Source organism: Caulobacter sp. UC70_42, assembly GCF_044056025.1.
Classification (GTDB): domain Bacteria; phylum Pseudomonadota; class Alphaproteobacteria; order Caulobacterales; family Caulobacteraceae; genus Caulobacter.
The window spans coordinates 294311-311995 of sequence record NZ_CP171994.1; the positions used below are offsets into that span (position 1 = coordinate 294311).

Consider the following 17685-nt stretch of genomic DNA (forward strand, 5'->3'; position numbering starts at 1 on the left):
CGCGTCGTAGCGCGGCGACGGTCGGCGCGGTTCTGAGCGCATGGACCGCCTTTTCGGCGGCGATGCGGCGAACATGAAGGCTCTAGGGGTTCGCCGCCGCCGAGGCGTCCTTCGACGCCGCGGCCGCCGCCTTCGCCTCCGCCGAAGGATCGGTGGGCGCGACCCAGGCGGCTCCCGTCTTGCCCATCTTGTAGCCCAGGGTGAACAGCGACCGCAGGCTCTTGGACGAGAAGTCCAGGCCCGAGAAGTCGCCCTGCGCGTCGTCCGGGATGGCCGTGTACTGGAAGACCCCGCCGTTGCGGCGCGTGAACGCGGCGTTGGCGGTCAGATTGGTGCGCATCTGGGCCTTGTTCATGGCGATCCACGAGCGCCCCAGGATCGACAGGGCGTCGCCCTTGGTGAAGCCGAAGCCGCCGTCGATCTGACCGTTGACGATCACGCGCACCTCGCCGGGCCCGGCCTTGTCGCGCCCGGGCAGGATCGACAGCAGCAGGGCCTCCGGCGCGATGAAGAAGGGCGTGGTCACGCTGCCGTCGACATGCATCTCCGAGAGCTTGCGATTGGCGCCCTGGACCTCGATCAGGCTGGGCGGAACACGCCCGGAATGCTGGCTGAGGCCACCAGTACGTCGCGGAACAGCTGCAGGGAGGCCGCGTCGCCGCGCGCGGCGATGGCGCCCATGTCCCAGATCACCGTCTGCTCGGTGTCGAGATTGGTCGTGGCGATCAGCAGCCGCCGCCCCTTGGCGTTCTCCAGGGCCACGGCGTAGAGCATGGGGTAGTCGACATACTTGTCGACCAGCTGCCGCAGCGCGTGGTTGCGGAAGACGCTGGGCGCGAAGAACAGGTCCAGCCCGCGCCTCTGCAGGATGCGGTCGACAGCGTCGCTGGTGTAGGCCTGGGTCAGGCGCCGATCCCAGTCCTTGCCCAGAAAGGCGAAGGGCGCGGTCAGGGCGCCGGTCGAAACCCCGGTGACGATGTCGAACTCCGGCCGGGTTCCGGCGTCGGACCAGCCAACCAGAACGCCCGCTCCGTAGGCGCCGTTCGAGCCGCCGCCCGAGATCGCCAGCACATTGACCTTGCGCCCCGCGATGCGGTCGTGAACGCCCTGGGCGAACTTCAGGCTGGCCTCCGGATCGACCGCGCTGAAGCGGACATCGACCAGGCCGCTCGGGGCGACCGACCCCAGGTCGGAAGCCGTGAACGCATCGCGCGGGAGGGTGCCGCAGGCCGTGAGGACCAGGACGAGGGTCAGAGCGGCTAGGGCGCGAAGGCCGCGCATGGGGCGTCTCCGGATTTGGGGCGATAATTAGCCAAATTGGCCCGCCAGGGGAATGACCCGTCTGCCCCAGGCCGATGCTTGCAAGTCATTATTGATAGAAAATGAGACGATCTCGCGTGGCGGATGATGGTCACGGAGGCGCGGGCCGAACGCGCGCGGCGCGCCGAGCGGCCGAATGAAAGCGGGCGAGTAAAGAGGGCGGCCCAAACGAAAACAGGCCAGCGCGAGCGCTGGCCTGTTGACTTGAACCCGTGGGTCCAACCGCGTCGGGTCGATTAGACCGCTTGCAGTTGGCCGGCCGAGGTCTTGCCGCTGCGGCGGTCGACTTCCGGCTCGAACGAGATCTTCTGACCTTCGTTCAGCGAGCCGAGGCCCGCGCGTTCGACGGCCGAGATGTGCACGAAGATGTCCGCGCCGCCGTTGTCCGGCTGAATGAAGCCAAAGCCCTTGGTGGAATTGAACCACTTCACGGTGCCAGTAGCCATGGTGAGTATCCTTGTAGACAAGTGTGTTCGTCGGCCGAAAACGTCCCGATCGACGATCAAATTTCGTTGGAAGTTCGGAAGGCGCGTCCGGCGCTCCACCACGGGAGCAAGGAATAGCAGGCCGAGCGGCAGCGAATTCGATACCCCACAGTCGGCGATTTTATTTCAGAAATCAAGGCCGGAATTTCCGGTCTACTTAACGGGAATCTCGGCCCCCCGCTGGGCTTCAAGCTTTGCCTCGTCAGCCGGCCGGACGTCACCGACGCGCCCGCCCGCCCGCTCGAAGATCGCGGCTCGCGCGAAATCGGTCTTGCGAGAACTCGTAATTGCAATTCATTCTCATAAGCATCATCGCGAGGAGACGACGATGGTTCTGCGGGAGACGGGCGCCAGCTGGCTGGCGTCGATGATGCGGGCCGAGCGCGAGCCCGAAGAGCGGAGCGCGCCGGAACCGGCGTCGCTGCTGGACGGCGCGCCGGAGCCGGAAATGGTCGAGGCGCTGGAGCGATGGACGTTCTCCCGCGGGAGAACGGTCGCGGAGTGACCGAGCGGGGCCCCCTCCCCCTCCGCCTCACTTCGCGAACGGCCATATCCAGGCGATCAGCCATGGCGCGATCAGCAGGATCAGCGCGGTGAGCGGCGCGCCCAGCCGGGCGTAGTCCCGAATCGATAGCCGCCCGGGCCCAGCACCAGGGTGTTGCACTGGTGGCCGACGGGCGTGAGGAAGTCGCAGCCCGCCCCCACGGCCACGGCCATCAGGAACGGATCGGGCGACAGGCCCAGCCGCTGCGCCACGCCCATGCCGATCGGGGCGGCGATCAGCACCGTGGCGGCGTTGTTCAGGAACGGCGTGGCCGCCATGGCCACGGCCATCATCGCGGTCAGGGTGGCGATCGGCGGCAGGCCGTGGAAGGCCCCCGACAGCCAGGCCGAGATCAGGTCGGCGCCGCCGGTCTTCTGCACCGTGTCGCTGACCGGGATCAGGGCCGCGACCAGCACCAGCACCGGAGCCTCCAGGGCCGCGTAGGCCTCGCGCATCCGCAGGGCGCCGACGGCCACCACCAGCACCGCCGCGCCGAAGAAGCCCGCCGCCACCGGGACCACGCCGGTCGCCACCAGCCCCATGGCCACCGCCAGGATCGCCACCCGGCGCCAGCGCGTGCCGCACTCCGCCCAGCCGCACCTCGCGCTCGGCCAGCGGCAATAGGCCCAGGGCCTGCAGCGCGCCCGGCAGCGACTGCTCGGCGCCCTGCAGCACCACGAGGTCGCCGGCCTTCAGGCGGATGGTCGCCAGGCGGCCGGCCATGCGGCGCCCGCCGCGCGACACTCCCAGCAGGTTGACGCCATGGGTGTCGGAAAGGGTGACGCCGCGCGCCGACTGGCCGATCAGGTCGCTCTCGCGGCCGATCACCGCCTGGACCACGCGGATCTCCTCGGTCGGCTCGTTCATGGCCACCGGCCGGTCGGCGTCGCGCAGGCGCAGCTTGGCCGCGACGATCAGCTGGTTCAGCTCCTGCTGCTCGCCTTCCAGCAACAGCACGTCGCCGGGATGGATCTTGAGATTGGCGTGCGGCGCCTCGATGCGCTTGCGTCCGCGCAGGATGGCGACCACCGAGACCGCGCCCTCGGCGGCTCTCTTCAGGGCGCCGACGCTGCCGGCCTGGAAGCTCCAGCCCTCGGGGACCTCGACCTCGGTGACATAGGCGCTGGCCGCCAGGGCCGCGTCGACATCGATGGCCGCCTTGCGGTCGCGCGGCAGCAGCCGGTAGGCGAAGGTCAGATAGGCGACGGCGATCACCGTCAGGATGCCGCCGACCGGGAAGAAGTCGAACATCCTGAACGGCTGACCCAGGGCCTCCTGGCGCACCTCCGAGACGATGATGTTGGGCGAGGTCCCGACCAGCACGGCCAGCCCCCCGACCAGCGAGCCGAAGCTCATCGGCATCAGCAGGCGACCGGGCGACACGCCGGTGCGGCGGGCGATCTGCAGGGCGCTGGGCATCATCAGGGCCAGGGCCCCGACGTTCTTGGTGGCCATGGACAGCACGGCCGTGGTCGCGGCCAGCACGGGAACCTGGGTGCGCTCGTCCTTCAGCCTGGGCAGCAGCGGGGCCATGACCAGGTCGACGATTCCCGAGCGCGCGACGGCGGCGCTCAGCACCAGGGCGCTGGCGATGATGATGACGATGTCGTTGGCGAAGCCCTCGAAGGCCGCCTTCACGGGGATCAGGCCCATGGCCATGCCCGCCGCCAGCGCCCCCCAGGGCGATCAGGTCGTAACGCCACCGCCCCCACACGAACGCGGCGATGGTGGCCGCGATCAGACCGAACGCGAGGCCTTGGTGCAGTGTCACGTGTGGAGTTCCCCGAAGCTGTGCTTCGGGGAAACGGGCGGAGCGGTGAAAGATGCTCCCCGCGATACGGAGGAGCATCCGACCCTAGTTCAGCGCCTTGCGCGCGGCTTCCCAGTACTGGGCGCCGGTGATCAGGGTGACCAGCGTCGCCAGCCACAGCAGGCCGTGCGCGATGATCGTGAAGCCGCCCATCACGCTCGGCTCCGGCGACAGGCCGAACGCGCCCCAGCTGGCCAGGATCAGTTCGGCGCCGATGGCCACCAGGCTGCAGCGTCGTCTTCCACTTGGCCAGCAGGGTCACCGGCAGCTTGACGCCCTTGCCCGCGCCCACCTCGCGCAAGGCGCTGACCGCGAACTCGCGGAACAGGATCAGGCCGGCCGGCAGCACGACCATGGCGTTGGGCCCCAGCGCCATCAGGCCCAGCAGGGCGCCGCAGACCAGGATCTTGTCGCCGATGGGGTCGAGGATCGCGCCCCAGACGCTGACCGCGTCGAGTTTCCGCGCCAGCCAGCCGTCGAAGAAGTCGGTCACCGAGGCCACCACGAAGGCGTAGAACGCCCAGCGCTCCAGCCGCAGCTGCGCTTCGGCCGTCAGGGTCTCGCTCAGATACGGCACGGCGCCCGCCGCGGCCGCCAGGGCGACGAACATGAACAGCGCCATCACGAGGCGCGAGCCGGTCAGGATATTGGGCAGGTTCTTCATGGCGCTGTTCATAACGCACAAAAGCCCGAAGGGGCTACGGCCACGCTCCTTGGAGTCCTCATTGGCGCGTTCCGGCCCCGGGATCGCGAGCGGCGAAACCGCTGCCGCCGGCGCCTAACGCGCTTTAACCGAGACGTCTGATTTTTGAGACGCCGGGCGCGAACTCGCTTCGCTATACAAGTTCGAAGAGCGGCGAGGCGCTCGTCACGGCGGGGCCGCCCAGGCATGGAAGACCCGGACCAGCGAGGCTTTGGACGGCGGCGCGGCGTCAGTTCGGTGCGCGGCCGGCTCGTGCTCCTGACCGTCAGCCTGTTGGTTCCGGCCCTGCTGTCGATGGGCTTTCTGCTGGCCAGCGCCGACCGCGAATCGCGCGGGCGCCTGTACCAGCAACTGGTCACCACCGCCCGGGCCCTGAACGGCGCCGTCGACCGCCAGGCGGCCGTGGGCGTCTCGACGGCCGAGACCCTGGCCACCGACCAGGCCCTGGTCAACGGCGACTGGGCCGCCTTCCACGCCCGCGCCCGCCGCGCCATGGAGCGACGCCCCGGCTGGATCGTCATCGCCGACGCCGACGGCCAGCAGGTGGTCAACACGCTCAAGCCCTATGGGCGCCCCCTGCCCCGCATCAAGCGCACCCGCGAGGAGGCCGCCGCCTTCTCGGCCGGGCGGAGCAAGGTTTCGGACCTGCTGGACGGCCCCGTCGCCGGCAAGCCGGTGATCACGGTCGGCACGCCGATTGTCGTCAAGGGCCGGTTCTACGTCCTGTCCTACGTGGTCGACGCGGCCTCGTTCGCCTCGGTGTTCCGCCAGCAGCGGGTCCCCGACCGCTGGGTGGCCACCCTGCTGGACAACCAACGCCATGTGATCGCCCGCTCGCGGCTGAACGAGACGTTCACCGGACGCCTGGCCTCCAAGGACATGGAGGAGAACCTCCGCCACTCGACCGAAGGCGTCAGCAAGAGCATCTCGCTGGAAGGCGTGCCGACCATGGTCGCCTATACCCGCTCGCCCCAGACCGGCTGGACCCTGGTGGTGGCCATCCCACGCGAGGACCTGGCCAGCACGGTCAACCGGGCCGTGGCGGTGGGAACCGGGATCTTCCTTCTGCTGCTGGTGCTCGGCGTGGCCCTGGCGCTGGTCTATTCGCGGCGCATCAACCAGGAGATCCGTCGCCTGGTGTCGGACGCCGGCGCCATCGGTCGCGGCGAGACCCTGCCGCCAGCCGACCCCGACAGCCTGGAGGAGATCGCCGCCGTCCACGCCGCCCTCCGCCAAGCCTCCCGCGAGCTGAAGACCCGCGAGGAGCGCCAGGAGGTGATGATCAACGAGCTGAACCACCGCGTGAAGAACACCCTGGCCACGGTTCAGGCCCTGGCCCGCCAGACCTTCGCCAAGACGCCGAACGCCAAGGACGAGGGCGCGCCGCTCGAGGTGTTCACCGACCGGCTGATCGCGCTCTCGGGCGCCCATGACCTGCTGACCCGCACCGGCTGGCGCGAGGCCGACATGGCCGCCCTGGTCGAGGCCAGCCTGGGCGCGCATGTGGAGCGCGTCGACCGGTCCGGTCCCGAGGTGGCCCTGGCCCCGCACACGGCCGTGGGCCTGTCGATGGTGTTCCACGAACTGGCCACCAACAGCGCCAAGTACGGCGCCCTGTCCGCGCCGGGCGGCCGGGTCGAGGTGACCTGGAAGCGCGACCCGGTCACCGACAACCTGGTCTTCATCTGGCGCGACGTCGGCGGCCCGCCGGTCACCCCGCCCGCCTCGGCCGGCTTCGGCACCCGCCTGATCGAAAGCTCCATCCGCCGCGAGCAGAAGGGCCAGGCCCGGTTCGACTTCCGACCGGACGGCCTGGTCTTCGAAGCCGACCTGCCCCTGCCCGAGCAGGCGCGATGGAGCAACACCTTCTGAGGACGGAAAGCCCCGCCGGTCCGCCCTTGCGCCGGGAGCCTCCACCGACCGCCCTAACAGCGGACATTCCGGCCGTCTGTTCGGGGTGGTTAGCTGACGTAAGCATGCCAGTGCCATCACCGCAGTTTGCCGAACCGCGTTAAAAACCAACCTGCAGTGAAGATTGGCAAGCCTGACAGAGCGAAGACCGCTCCTGTCTGTCGCCAGTACAGGAGGTCAGATACACGTCGGGTAAATATGACCGGGTAGGCTAGAAAGTAAAAGGCAACACCGAGGCAGCCTAAACCCACTAGATAGACTACCAAGCCGGCGCGCTTCGTGTCGGAGAAGTCCTTCAATCGAGCCATTGGCGGGTGGCGGGCCATACGCCTTCAACCAGAGAGCTACCCCCGCAACGGCCGCTAAGAAGCCAGCAAGCTGAGCAACCGCCATTAACAGCGTACCAGCCATTGCAAAGGTGGCTAGAGACGCGGTCACGCCCGCTGCGATCAAGATGAAGTGCATGATGCAAACTCTAGTTGATGAGCCTGCATCTCTACCACTCTCGCGGAGGTCCGCCATGGGTCGGCACACGAAGTAACATCCCCGCCGACTTCGGACATTCCCTGCGGAGTGTCAGGCCGCCCGCGCCGGCGCGGCGCCGGGGCCGCCAGCGTGGGCCGCGTAGGGGCCGGGAAGTCGCCACGAAACTTGTGCTATCAGAATAAGACAAGGACGAGGGACCTAGCGGTGATGTTAGCCCGTGCATGGATGAAGGCGCTGATAGGCGCAATCACGATCATACTCGCGCTACCCCTAGTAGCTTGCGGTCAGCAAACGCCTGAGCACGATCGGGAAACTGTCTCGGACGGCAAAGCGCCCCTGCTCATTGCAGTACGACCTGAGCAGGTGGACTCGGCGCTCGCGCTGGCTAAGACACTTCCAGTTCCGCAGCCTACAACCAAGCCGGCTGACGGTGGCTTGGTGTTCATCGCCTTTCCGCCCCTCACCGAGGAACAAAGCTCGGTAGTCGCCAAATCCGGACTTGTACAAATGAGCGCCAAGACCGGCGCGATCCTCAACTAGCTTTCAGCTGGGGTGCGGTGCCCACCGGATGGGTACTCCGGTGAGCACCGCGGCGGCCTAGGTCCGCTAAGCGGACGTCGCCAAGTTCTGGGCGGGGTGGAAGTCGCCCCCCAAACAAACCCCTCTCTCATAGAGAGAGGGAGGGGCCCGCCGCCGGAGGCGGTGGGAGGGTGAGAGGTTTCATCGCCCACCGGAAAATCCCGATTCCTTCCGTTGAGCGGCCGCGAGGGCTGAGCCCATGCTCTTGTTATGGACAAGCTCTCCAATGCCCGCCGCCTTCGCCGGGACCAGACGCTGGCCGAAAAGGTGCTCTGGGGCCTCGTTCGCAATCGCCGCCTGGGTGGGTTCCGGTTCCTGCGACAGGTCACGATCGATCGCTACTTCGCGGACTTCGTCTGCGAGGCGGCGAAGATTATCGTCGAATTGGACGGCGCCTCGCATACGAAGGCCGCGAAGACTATGACGAGCGCCGCACTCAGACGCTGGAGCTATACGGCTATGTCGTCCTGAGGGTCCGCAATGAGCGGGTCCTTACAGATCCTGGCGGGACGGCGGATGACATTCTCGCGGTGCTTCGTTCGGACAGGGTGTAACCTCTCACCCTCCCACCGCTTCGCGGCGGGCCCCTCCCTCTCTATGAGAGAGGGGTTATAAAGTTCCGCTCAGGGTCGGGAGCCCCCGCCAGCATTCTTCCGGCAAGCGGCCCCTCAGATCGCCAGTGTCGGGACGATCGTCGATCCCGATGGATTTCCGCCATGGACGCGGGGATGACGGCGTACTGCGTAAGGACCTGACGCGCGCGCACGGAGTCAGCTACATCCTGACCGCATGAGCTACACCGACGCCGAGATCGCCGCCCTGACCGAGGGGCTGCTGGACCGCAGCCTGCCCAAGGACCAGTGGACCCACGCGGCCCACCTGACCGCCACCCTGCGCCTGGTGCGTCTGCGCGACGCGAACCTGGAGCGAGACCTGCCGTGGGTGATCCGCACCTACAATGTCGCGGTCGGCGGCCAGAACACCGAGACGGCCGGCTATCACGAGACCATCACCCAGGCCTATCTGGCCGCGATCCGCGCCTTCGAGGCGGCCCTGCCGCCCGGAACGTCCGACGCCGAGGCCGTCGCCCTGCTGCTGGCCACGCCGCTGGGCGACAAGAACTGGCCGCTCACGCACTGGTCGCGCGAGCGGCTGTTCTCGGTCGAGGCTCGCCGCTGGTGGGTGGACCCCGACCTGAAGCCGCTGGCCCATCCGCCCGCGCCGCGGAACGACCTCTAGTTCTTGGCCCAGGGGATGAATTCGCCCAGCCGGACGCCGCCGGTATAGCCGGCGGCCGCGCCGCGCCCACCGTTGTCGCCCACGAACAGGTTGTTGCCCTCGCACAGGCTCGGGGTGTCGCCGACGAGCAGCGCGTTGTTCGAGTTCAGGTCGTCGAGGCCCGCGGTCGGCCGGTTGACGTACAGCGTCGGGCTGCCGCGCAGGCGGTAGACGATGGCCGTGCCGTTGATGATCTGCGTGGTGATGATCTTGCGCGTCTCGAGGCAGTTGACCCCGGCGAGAACGGTCCGACCTTCCAGCATCTTGGCCAGCGTCGCCTCGCCCTTGGCGTTCTCGGCCCGCGCGCCGGAGGCCGCCAGGACCCCCCATCGCCGCCACCACGGCCCAGACCTTGTGTTGACTACCCATTCCGCGTCGCCCCTTAGCAATCGACATAGAGGGCGCCAGACTCAACCTCAAATAGTCGCAAGTCAATGTCGGATCCTAGGGCGCCCCTTCAGAGCCCGGGCCACGATCGGAGCCAGGGCCTCGCCGATCTTCCGGGCGCCGGCCGCGTTGGGATGGACGCCGTCCCGCTGCAGCAGGGCCGCGTTGCCGCCCACCCCGGCCAGGATATTGGCGTAGAGCGGGACCCCGAACTCCCGCGCCAGGCTGGGATAGATCGCATTGAATTCGCGGGCGTAGGACGCCCCGATGGTCGGGGGCGCGCCGACGCCGACCAGCACCGCGCCGACGCCGCGGCTTTTAAGCTTCTGGAGGACGCCGCGCAGATTGGCCCTGGTCTGGGCCGGCTCGACGCCTTGCAGCAAGTCGTTGCCGCCCAGCGCCACCACGCAGACCCTGGTGTCGGCCGCGACGCTGAAGCCGACCCGCGCCAGACCGCCGCCGCTGGTGTCGCCCGAGACACCCGCGGCCGGACCACGGCCGAGACCCCCAGCTTGCCCAGCGCCGCCTGCAGCTGGGCCGGCATGGCGTCGCGCGCCGGCAGGCCCAGGCCCGCCGTGATCGAGTTCGCCTAATACGGTGACGATTTGCGGCTTCCCCGGCGGCTTGGGGGCGGCGGCGATCTGGGTCAGGAGGCCAAGGCCGAGCAAAATGCGGCGACGGCTGGGAAAACGCTGTGCGGTCAGGCTCATGCCTTCCTATGTAGTCAGGCTGCCGGCCGAACAAGGACCGGCCCTACAGGAAACACCATGACCGACGACGCCTCGCCCCTGGTTCCCCCCCTGGTTTTGAGCGCCGTCGCCCTGACCCTGCCCTCCGCCGCCGGACCCGTGAACATCCTGCGCGGCGTCGACCTGGCGGTGAACGCCGGCGAGCGCGTGGCCGTGGTCGGTCCGTCGGGCTCGGGCAAGTCGTCGCTGATCGCGGTGGGCGCCGGGCTGGAGGAGCCGACCGCCGGGACGGTGCGGCTGTTCGGCCAGGACCTGGCGACGCTGAGCGAGGACGGCCGGGCCCGCCTGCGGCGCGGCCGCGCGGCGCTGGTGTTCCAGTCGTTCCACCTGCTGCCCAACATGACCGCCGAGGAGAACGTCGCCACCCCGCTGGAGATCGCCGGGACGCGCGAGGCCCTGCCCACCGCCCGCGACTGGCTGGGGTCGGGTGGGCCTGTCCGGACGGCTGACCCACTATCCGCACCAGCTGTCGGGCGGCGAGCAGCAGCGCGTGGCCCTGGCCCGCGCCCTGGCCGCGCGTCCGGCCCTCCTGTTCGCCGACGAGCCGACCGGAAACCTCGATGGCGCCACGGCCGCCTCGGTGGCGGACCTGATGTTCAACCTGGTCGCCGAGGTCGGGGCCGCTCTGGTGATGGTCACCCATGATCCGGGTCTCGCCACCCGAGCCGACCGCATAGTGCGCATGGCCGACGGGCGCATCGCCTCGTGAGCCTCCCCTCTCCTTCCGCCTCGCCGCCCGCGAGCTGCGCTCGGGCGTGCGCGGCTTCCGCATCTTCCTGGCCTGCCTGGCCCTGGGCGTGGCCGCCATCGCCGCCGCCGGCTCGACCGCCGAGGCCTTCCGCCAGGGCCTGGCCAGCCAGGCGCGCGAGATCCTGGGCGGCGACCTGTCGTTCTCGGTCGAGAACCGCGACTTCACCGACAAGGAGCGCGCGGCCTTCGACAGGCTGGGCGTCACCACCTACGCCGCCGTCGCCCGCGCGATGGCCCAGGCCCCCAGCGGCGAGCGCCGGCTGGTCAGCCTGCGCGGCGTCGACGCCCGCTTCCCCCTGGCCGGGACGGTGACCCTGGAGGGCGCGCCGAACCTGGCCGCCGCCCTGGCCGACCGTGACGGCCTGGCCGGCGCGGCGGTCGAGCCGGCGCTGCTGGATCGCCTGCATCTGAAGATCGGCGACCGGTTCGAGGCCGGCCCGATGACCCTGGTCGTGCGCGCCCGGCTGGTCAGCGAGCCCGACGGCCTGTCGCGCGGCTTCTCGATGGCCCCGCGCGTGCTGGTCCGCGGCGAGGTCCTGGAGCGCTCCGGCCTGCTGGCGCCCGGCGGCCTGACCAGCCGCACCGTTCGGGTGGCGCTGAAGCCCAGCGAGGATCCCCGCGCGATCGGCAAGGCCACGCAGGCGGCGCTGCCAGAAGTCTCACCTGCGGGTCCGCGACCGCCTGGACAGCGCCCCCGGCGCCCGGCGGCTGATCGACCAGCTGGAATATTTCCTGGGCTTTATCGGCCTGGCCTCCCTGGTGGCCGGCGGCCTGGGCGTCGCGGGCGCGGTCGCGGCCTATCTGTCGACGCGCGAGCCGGCCATCGCGGTGCTGAAGGCCCTGGGCGCCGAGAGCGGCCTGATCCGCGACCTGCACCTGATCCAGATCGGGGTCCTGGCCCTGCTGGGCGTCGCGATCGGCCTGGCGGTCGGGGCCGTCGCGCCGCTGGTGCTGGGCCAGCTGGCCGGCTCGAGCCTGCCGATCCCGGCGCTGTTCAAGGTCTATCCGTGGCCGCTGGCCAAGGCCGGACTGTTCGGGGTGCTGGCGGCGGCGGCGTTCTCGCTGGTCCCGCTGGCCCGCGCCCGGGTCACGCCGCCCTCGGCCCTGTTCCGCCGCGCGCCCAAGGCCCGCCTGCCGCTGGGCCTGGAGACCCTCGGCGCGGTCGTCGCCGGCGTGGGCCTGGCCGCCCTGGCCGTGGCCACCGCCCCGACCCCGCTGGCCGCGGCGATCATGATCGCCGGCGTCGCCGCCGCCTTCGGCCTGCTCACCGTTCTGGGCCGCTCGGCCGCCTGGCTGGCGGGCAAGGCGCGCGGCCTGACGCGAGGCCCCGTCAAGCTGGGCCTGGCCAATCTGGCCGGTCCCGGCTCGGCGGCGCGGACCGCCAGCCCGGCCATCGGCCTGGGCGTGGCCCTGCTGGCCTGCGTGGTGCTGATCCAGTCGGCCCTGCTGGCCCAGGTCAGCGACGTGGCCCCGCGCACCGCCCCGGCCATGGTCTTCACCGAGATCCCCGGCGACCGCGCCAACGCCTTCGACGCCGCCGTGGCCGGCGTCATCGGTCCGTTGCGCGAGGACGCCTATCTGCGGATGCCATTCGCGACAGGCCGGATCATCGCCCTGAAGGGCAAGCCGGTCGACGTGAAGGCCATCAAGGCGTCAGAGCGCTGGGCCTTCGACAACGACCTCAGCCTGTCGCTGCTGGCCAAGGAGCCGAGGAACGCCGGCGTGGTCTCCGGCCGCTGGTGGCCCGCCGACGACGCCGGCCCGCCCAAGGTGGCGCTGAACGCCGAGATCGCCCAGGCGGCGGGCCTCAAGGTCGGCGACACCCTCACCGTCCTGGTGCTGGGCCGCGAGATCGAGGCCAAGGTCGCCGTGCTGCGCAAGATCGACTTCGGCGGCTTTGGCCCCAGCTTCAACCTGATCTTCAACCCCGCGACCCTGGAGGGCGCGGAACTGCGCAGCGTGGCCATCGCCCGCCTGAGCCGCGCGCAGGAAGCGACCCTGACCCGCAAGCTCGGCGAGGTGTTTCCAGGGGTCAATGTGATCAGCGTCCGCGAGCAGCTGGACGCGGCGGCGGCCCTGTTCGACCGCCTGGCGCTGGCCGTGCGCGGCGCGGCGGCGGTCGCCGGCCTGGCGGGCCTGCTGGTGCTGGCCGGGGCCATCGCCGCCGGGGCGCGGGCCCGGGCTCGCGAGGCCGCGACGCTGAAGGTGCTGGGCGCCACGCGAACCCAGATCCTGGTCGCCTATGTCATCGAATATGGCGCGGTGGGCCTGATCGCCGGCGCGGCCGGCGTGGCGTTCGGCTTCGCCGCCGCCTGGCCAGTGGTGGTCAAGGTGTTCGAGGCCAGCTGGAGCGTCGACTGGAGCGGGGTGCTGGCGCTGCTGGCCGGCGCGACGGGCCTGGCGACCCTGGGCGGGCTGATCGCCGCCAGCCTGGCGCTGTCGCAACGTCCCGCGCCGGTTCTGCGCGGCGACTAGGTGGAGCGCGCCCGCCGGCGCGAAACCTTGCCGAACCTCGAACACGCGACCATCGTTCGCGCGACAAGATATCCATGATGGGAAACGCCCGATGCTCGTCGTCCACCACCTGAACAATTCGCGCAGCCAGCGCGTGCTCTGGCTGCTCGAGGAGCTGGGCGTCCCCTACGAGGTCAAGCGCTACGAGCGCGACGCCGAGACCATGCTGGCTCCGCCCGCGCTGAAGGCGATCCATCCGCTGGGCAAGTCGCCGGTCATCACCGACGACGGCAAGACGATCGCCGAGACCGGCGCCATCGTCGAGTACGTCATCGAGACCTATGGCCAGGGCCGGCTGATCCCGCCCGCCGGCGGTCCCGAGCGCCTGCGCTATACCTACTGGCTGCACTACGCCGAGGGTTCGGCCATGACGCCGTTGCTGCTGAAGCTGGTGTTCACCGCCCTGCCGACCCGCGCGCCGGGTCTGCTGAAGGGTCTGGTCAAGGCGATCGCCGGCAAGGCCCAGCAGGGCTTCGTCGACCCGCAGCTCAAGACCCATATCGACTACTGGGAGGCCGAGCTCTCCAAGACGCCCTGGTTCGCCGGCGCCGAGTTCACCGCCGCCGACATCATGATGAGCTTCCCGCTGGAGGCCGGCGCGGCGCGGGCCGGGGCGGACAGCCGTCCGCACGTAAAGGCCTTCCTGGCCAGGATCCACGCCCGCCCCGCCTATCAACGGGCGCTGGAGAAGGGCGGGCCTTACGCCTACGCGTGAGCGACGGGCCAGGGGCTTCGAGCGCCGCCGAGGTCCCAGCGGCTTGATAGCGCAACCTTGTAACGTGCAGACGGACGCCCCTGGCGGTACGCTAGCGGGCGCGATCGACCTCAGGCGCCGCCACGCCCCCTTGCTTATCGGAATCTGGCTGCCTATCCTCCCAGCCCCCGGTTGTGAGCGCCCTCGACCGGAAGAATTTCCTCCCAAAGGCGTCCGAGCTAAAATCCGCAATGGAAAAAGTGCCGATGACCGTCGCGGGGTATCAGACCCTCGACGAAGAACTGAAGCGTTTGAAGACCATCGAACGGCCGGCCGTTATCGCCGCGATCGCCGAGGCGCGTTCGCATGGCGATCTGTCGGAAAACGCCGAGTATCACGCGGCCAAGGAGCGCCAGGGCTGGATCGAAGGCCAGATCGCCGAGATCGAGGACAAGATCGCGCGCGCCCAGGTCATCGACGTGTCGAAACTGTCGGGCAAGCAGGTGAAGTTCGGCGCCACCGTCTCGGTTGTCGACGAGGACACCGAGGACGAGGCCCGCTACCAGATCGTCGGCGAGCACGAGGCCGACGTGAAGTCGGGCCGGATCTCGGTGTCGTCGCCGCTGTCGCGCGCGATGATCGGCAAGGAAGTCGGCGAGGTGGTCGAGGGTCAACACCCCCGGCGGCACCAAGGCTTACGAGATCCTCAAGGTGGAGTGGCTGTAGGGCGGTCCGCCGCCCCAGCCGCGCCATAAATCGAGTACAATGGAGCGAGGCTGCTCCAACGGGCCCGCCGCATGGCGGGCCCGAGCTCTATTAGTTGAGAGCGGCCTCGTTTCGTTTTGCGTTGCCCGGAGTCGACGACTTGGTCGAAGCTTCGAAACCGCCTCTGAAGGTGTGGGCCGTCTCCGACGGTCGCGCCGGCATCGAGGCCCAGGTCGTGGGCCTGTCGGAGGCGATCGCGCGCCTGGTCCCTTGCGAGGTCACCGTCAAGCGCGTGGGCTGGACGGGCAGCATCGGCCGCCTGCCGTGGTGGCTGAACCTGCTGCCCAAGCGCTGGCTGACGCCGGAGAGCGGCATCCCTCGGAACAAGGATGACGACTGGCCCGATCTGTGGATCGCCGCCGGCCGCGCCACCCTGCCCCTCTCCATCCGCGCCAAGCGCTGGTCGGGCGGCAAGACCTTCGTGGTCCAGATCCAGGACCCGCGCGTGCCGGCCACCATGTTCGACCTGGTGATCCCCCCCAAGCACGACCGCCTGACCGGCGACAACATCCTGCCGATCACCGGCTCGCCGCACCGCGTCACGCCCCAGCGGCTCGAGACCGAGTACGCGGCCTTCGCCGACGTGATCGATCCGCTGCCCCAGCCGCGCGTGGCGGTGCTGATCGGCGGCAAGTCCAAGGCCTTCGACCTCTCCAGCGAGCGGGCGGCCCAGATCGCCCACTCGATCCAGATCCCGCTGGAGCAGGACGGCGGGTCGCTGCTGATGACCTTCTCGCGCCGCACGCCCGAGCCGGCCCGCGCCCTGATGACCGCCCGCCTGCGCCACCTGCCCGGCATGGTGTGGAGCGGCGAAGGCCCCAACCCCTATTTCGCCTTCCTGGCGGCCGCCGACTACATCCTCGTCACCGAGGACTCGGCCAACATGGCCACCGAGGCCGCCTCGACCGGCAAGCCGGTGTTCGTGCTGAAGATGGACGGCTCCAGCCTGAAGTTCCGCATGTTCCACGAGGAGCTGGAAAGCCAGGGCGCGGCGCGGCCTTACGGCGGCGCGTTCCACGGCTGGACCTATGCGCCGGTCAACGAGACCGACCGCGCGGCGCGCGAAGTCCTGGCGCGGATCGGGGTGGAGATTCCGGAGCCGGTGGTCGAGGTCGCGGTCGTCGAGGAGGCCGCCAAGCCGAAGCGGAAACCTCGGGCGAAGACGGTTCGAGGCGGTTGTGGAGCCACCTCCCGAAAAGCCCGCGCCGAAGCCGCGCAAGCCTAGAGCGGCAAAAGCAAAAGCCTGATTTTTGCCGCTTGCGGCCGCACGAATGTTCGCGTTACGTTCGCGATATGGTTGAGCCGTTCATATCCCGCCCGGGCAAGGCGGCGCGAAACGAGCAGCGCAAGGCGCTAGCGGCGACGTGCAATGCAACGGCCATCGCGTTCCTAGGTTCGTCGCTCCTTCAGCCCTTGGTTTCCGGCCATTCCAATCTGCTGCTGGTGGCCGGAGCGTTGTTGGCCTTCGTTGCCCTGCAAGGAGCCTTGCACTACATTCTTTTTCGCGTGGAGGACTGAATGGCCCCCATCTTTCAATCAATGCTGATCTGCCTTGTGTTCATCGCCTCGGCTTTTGGCGTCCATTGGTTTTTCATGCGGGACTACAATCGCGAGAAGAAGCAGCGCGACCGGGCGTGATAGAGCCCGCATTGTCCTTAGGCCGGCGGTCAACGCCGTGACCCGCATCCTCTTCATCTGCGCGGCCGGCTCGACGGTGGGCGGCGGCCATGTGATGCGGTCCCTGACCTTGGCGCGAACCCTCGAGGCCCGCGGCGCGACCTGCGCGTTCCTGGTTTCGCCCGAGGTCGCCCCCGAGGTCGCCAAGCTGCTGGACGCCTTCGCGCCGGACATGGCCCGCGCCAACAGCGACGACGGTTTCGACGCCCTGGTGTTCGACAGCTACGCCCTGACCGCCGACGACCACCGCGCGGTCGCCAAGGGCCGCCCTGCGCTGGTCATCGACGACCTGGCCGACCGGCCGCTGGCCGCCGATCTGGTCCTGGACTCCGGCCCGGCGCGGACCGCGCGGGACTATGCCGGCCTCGTCCCGCCGACCGCCCGGCTGCTGCTCGGCCCCGGCTACGCCCCCGTTCGTCCCGCCTTCGCGGCCTTGCGTGAAGCGGCGCTCACCCGCCGCGCCGAGCGGGCACCCGTGGGCCGGATTCTCGGTCTCCCTGGGCCTGACCGATGTCGGCGGCGTCACTGGCCGCGTCGTCGACCTGCTGCGCCCCATCATCGGCGCGGCGAGGCTGGACATCGTCCTGGGCGGCGGCGCGTCCAGCCTGCCGGCCCTGCGAGCCCTGGCCGCCGACGACCCGCGCCTGACGCTGCACGTCGACACCCCGCGCATGCCCGAGCTGATCCTGGCCGCCGACCTGGCCATCGGCGCAGGCGGCTCGACGACCTGGGAGCGCTGCGTCCTGGCCCTGCCGACCCTGACCCTGATCCTGGCCGACAATCAGGTCGCCGCGGCCCGCGCGCTGGAGGCGGCCGGCGTCACGACCTGCCTGGCGGTCGAGGCGCCGGACTTCGACGCCGTGTTCATCGACGCGTCGCGCATGCTGCTGGCCGACGCCGACAAGCGGGCGGCCCTGTCGCGCGCCAGCGCCGCGGTGTGCGACGGGAGGGGCGCAGAGCGGGCGGCCGAGGCCTTCCTGACCCGCGCGCTCGCCAAAAGCTCCCTCTAGCGAACCGCGCTCAACTCCCCCTA

10 protein-coding genes and 9 pseudogenes are annotated in these 17685 nt (G+C 69.7%); 12 read left to right on the plus strand and 7 right to left on the minus strand.

The window, feature by feature from the left end:
• Positions 1-82 precede the first annotated feature (82 nt).
• Positions 83-1281, minus strand: a pseudogene (locus ACHMW8_RS01700) (patatin-like phospholipase family protein).
• Positions 1282-1556: 275 nt separating this feature from the next.
• Positions 1557-1766, minus strand: a complete 210-nt coding sequence (locus ACHMW8_RS01705) for a cold-shock protein (protein ID WP_099575950.1) — start codon at positions 1764-1766, stop codon at positions 1557-1559.
• Positions 1767-2133: 367 nt separating this feature from the next.
• Between ACHMW8_RS01705 and ACHMW8_RS01710 the strand changes: the two genes are divergently transcribed.
• Positions 2134-2310, plus strand: a complete 177-nt coding sequence (locus ACHMW8_RS01710; RefSeq protein WP_199743367.1) for a hypothetical protein — start codon at positions 2134-2136, stop codon at positions 2308-2310.
• Between the two features lie 80 nt (positions 2311-2390).
• On the opposite strand, the gene ACHMW8_RS01715 is transcribed toward ACHMW8_RS01710, so the two are convergent.
• From ACHMW8_RS01715 to pgsA, 3 genes and pseudogenes are all read right to left on the minus strand, one after another.
• Entirely contained in the window at positions 2391-2891 is a 501-nt protein-coding gene (locus ACHMW8_RS01715; RefSeq protein ID WP_395445864.1) for an SLC13 family permease, read from the minus strand.
• Positions 2892-3129: 238 nt separating this feature from the next.
• A pseudogene (locus ACHMW8_RS01720) lies at positions 3130-4008 on the minus strand (SLC13 family permease); the annotation flags it as partial.
• 196 nt (positions 4009-4204) lie between these two features.
• Positions 4205-4823 (minus strand): annotated as a pseudogene (pgsA, locus tag ACHMW8_RS01725) (CDP-diacylglycerol--glycerol-3-phosphate 3-phosphatidyltransferase).
• Positions 4824-5048: 225 nt separating this feature from the next.
• On the opposite strand from pgsA, the gene ACHMW8_RS01730 reads away from it, so the two are divergent.
• The 4 genes and pseudogenes from ACHMW8_RS01730 (at position 5049) to ACHMW8_RS01745 (ending at position 9077) form a co-directional block, all read left to right on the plus strand.
• Entirely contained in the window at positions 5049-6734 is a 1686-nt protein-coding gene (locus ACHMW8_RS01730) for a sensor histidine kinase (protein WP_395444569.1), read from the plus strand.
• 729 nt (positions 6735-7463) lie between these two features.
• Complete coding sequence (locus tag ACHMW8_RS01735) at positions 7464-7799, plus strand: hypothetical protein (RefSeq protein WP_395444570.1); 336 nt, start codon at positions 7464-7466, stop codon at positions 7797-7799.
• Positions 7800-8048: 249 nt separating this feature from the next.
• A pseudogene (locus tag ACHMW8_RS01740) lies at positions 8049-8392 on the plus strand (DUF559 domain-containing protein).
• A 235-nt stretch (positions 8393-8627) separates the two neighbouring features.
• Positions 8628-9077: a hypothetical protein gene (locus tag ACHMW8_RS01745; protein ID WP_395444571.1), complete on the plus strand. Its 450-nt coding sequence runs from the start codon at positions 8628-8630 to the stop codon at positions 9075-9077.
• Here ACHMW8_RS01745 and ACHMW8_RS01750 read toward each other — a convergent pair.
• Together ACHMW8_RS01750 and ACHMW8_RS01755 are read right to left on the minus strand one after the other, a co-directional pair.
• Positions 9074-9505, minus strand: a complete 432-nt coding sequence (locus tag ACHMW8_RS01750) for a hypothetical protein (RefSeq protein ID WP_395444572.1) — start codon at positions 9503-9505, stop codon at positions 9074-9076. The genes ACHMW8_RS01745 and ACHMW8_RS01750 overlap by 4 nt on opposite strands.
• A gap of 42 nt (positions 9506-9547) precedes the next feature.
• Positions 9548-10213: a GDSL-type esterase/lipase family protein gene (locus ACHMW8_RS01755; RefSeq protein ID WP_395444573.1), complete on the minus strand. Its 666-nt coding sequence runs from the start codon at positions 10211-10213 to the stop codon at positions 9548-9550.
• A gap of 57 nt (positions 10214-10270) precedes the next feature.
• On the opposite strand from ACHMW8_RS01755, the pseudogene ACHMW8_RS01760 reads away from it, so the two are divergent.
• From ACHMW8_RS01760 to pseG, 7 genes and pseudogenes are all read left to right on the plus strand, one after another.
• Positions 10271-10961: pseudogene (locus tag ACHMW8_RS01760) on the plus strand (ABC transporter ATP-binding protein).
• A 34-nt stretch (positions 10962-10995) separates the two neighbouring features.
• Positions 10996-13477: pseudogene (locus tag ACHMW8_RS01765) on the plus strand (ABC transporter permease).
• 91 nt (positions 13478-13568) lie between these two features.
• Positions 13569-14231, plus strand: coding sequence for a glutathione S-transferase family protein (locus ACHMW8_RS01770; RefSeq protein ID WP_395444574.1), 663 nt, complete (start codon positions 13569-13571; stop codon positions 14229-14231).
• A gap of 230 nt (positions 14232-14461) precedes the next feature.
• Positions 14462-14936: pseudogene (gene greA, locus ACHMW8_RS01775) on the plus strand (transcription elongation factor GreA).
• A gap of 139 nt (positions 14937-15075) precedes the next feature.
• Positions 15076-16222 (plus strand): annotated as a pseudogene (locus ACHMW8_RS01780) (mitochondrial fission ELM1 family protein).
• A gap of 46 nt (positions 16223-16268) precedes the next feature.
• The gene (locus ACHMW8_RS01785; protein WP_125155651.1) at positions 16269-16493 is read left to right on the plus strand and encodes a hypothetical protein; all 225 of its coding nucleotides are present in this window, start codon (positions 16269-16271) and stop codon (positions 16491-16493) included.
• Positions 16494-16707: 214 nt separating this feature from the next.
• Positions 16708-17662, plus strand: a pseudogene (gene pseG, locus ACHMW8_RS01790) (UDP-2,4-diacetamido-2,4,6-trideoxy-beta-L-altropyranose hydrolase).
• Positions 17663-17685: the final 23 nt, after the last annotated feature.